The following is a 1,776-nucleotide window of genomic DNA, read 5'->3' as shown; positions in this document are numbered from 1 at the left end:
TATTTCGCCAATCCATACTCGTCGTGGGAACGCGGGACAAACGAAAACACCAATGGATTAATCAGACGGTTTTTTCCGAAGAAAACAGACTTCTCAAATGTGTCCAAAGAGCAGCTCCTGGAAGCACAAAACAAGCTCAACAACAGGCCCAGAAAAGTACTCGGTTTTCTAACCCCAAACGAGATGATGAAACGCGAAAGAAAAAAGATCGAGAATAAAAAAATTAAACTAATTTAGATTTTTATTAAATGACCTTTGTTGCATTAAGGTCTTGAATCCACGAATCGAGTAACAATCAAATAACCTAAACAATGAATTGGTTAAGAAAAATATTAGGAATTGAACAGCAAAACAATAAAATAGATGAAATTATTCTCATTGCGAAAGAAATTCAAAATAATAAGCGAGATAACAATACCGGGGATTTAGCTTCCGAGAAAATAAATGAGTTACAAGAGAAAATTGACAATATTGCCTCCGAAATTATAAGAAAAGAATTTAATCCAAATTTCGAACTTGTCGATCCACTCGATATTTCAAAAAGGTTTTTTGAATTCGAATTATTAAATTCTTCACAAGGAACAAAAAAGAAAATTGACGCGAATACAGAATCCTTTTTAAGAAATTTAGGAAGCAGTTTTCCTGAGATGATTTCTATTGGCGTACTTTCTAAATCTTATCGGTTTGTTTTCCCGCAAGGAGTTTCAGGAGCAATTATGAAAATGCCAAATGGTCAAGGAACAGCAATTATGCAGAGCGGAAAAATTCTTAAACATGGAGGGTATGTTTCTAATTTAGCAGTCGCTGCGCCGTTGGTCGCAATTAACATCGGTTCATTCATTATCCGCCAACACTATCTTGCAAAAATAAATGATAATCTCAATCAAATTTCATTGAAAGTTAATCAACTTCTAGAATTAGAATTTATCAAAAAGCATTCTCAAATTGAATCGATAATCTATTTTTTCCAAAAAGCACATCAAGAATATAATTTGATTGAAAGTAACAGTGAATATCGAAATGCCTACTTAACAAATATAATTCGATTAAATATCGATTTGTACGAGTTAATACAGTTTTACAAAAAAAGTTTTAAGTTTTTAGAACGGGAAAAAACAACAGAAATAGAATTGAATCTACAATATTTTCTTGCCTTACATGGCCTCTACCTTCAAGGAAAACTATTGGAATTAAAGTACGCTCAAGAACACAATCCAACTTTGATATTTGACTTAAAGATTGCTTTCGAGAAGATTAGTGTCGAAAGCTTAGAGTTTTTAAAAGAAAATCAAATGGACATTTACTACAAAGTTTTAGATAGCGAAAATAGCAAATCGGTTTTTGATAAAATTTTACTACGAGCTGAAAAGAAAGACAAAATAATTCAAGATTTAAAAAATTCAAAAAGTAGAATAATTGAGGCAATGGAAATTCAACGTGAAGAAATTTCAAAAGTGTCAAGTCAATTGACAGAATTCAGCAACAATTTGAATTTAAGGAAAGAATTTATCATTGAAAAGGGTGAACTTTACGAAATTCTAGAATAAGGCCGAACCGCTAACAGCCTGTAACCGCAATCGCGGGGATTTCGGTAGCTTGGGGTTGTTAGTTCACGTAGAAAGTTTTATCTTGGCAGAGAGAACTCTGTTCGCTTTGATCCGCGACTGCGGTTACAGGCGACACGTTGTGTGAAATGCCAGAAAACTTCGGGAAAGAGAGACAATCTCAATTCTAATTCATAAATTGCAATATGAAAAAAGAATTGGACGCAGGATT

At 33.2% G+C, this 1,776-nt stretch carries 2 protein-coding genes; both read left to right on the top strand.

Annotated elements, in window-relative coordinates; genetic code table 11:
- A partial coding sequence (locus tag BLP55_RS16475; RefSeq protein ID WP_139149805.1) for an IS30 family transposase occupies positions 1 to 237 on the top strand: 237 nt, incomplete at its 5' end.
- 74 nt (positions 238 to 311) lie between these two features.
- A complete protein-coding gene (locus tag BLP55_RS16470; RefSeq protein WP_091147466.1) occupies positions 312 to 1,547 on the top strand; it encodes a hypothetical protein in 1,236 nt (411 codons plus the stop codon).
- Positions 1,548 to 1,776 lie beyond the last annotated feature (229 nt).

The sequence above is a fragment of the Flavobacterium caeni genome, from assembly GCF_900101895.1.
Lineage (GTDB): Bacteria > Bacteroidota > Bacteroidia > Flavobacteriales > Flavobacteriaceae > Flavobacterium > Flavobacterium caeni.
This window is presented reverse-complemented; position numbering and strand designations above follow the sequence as displayed.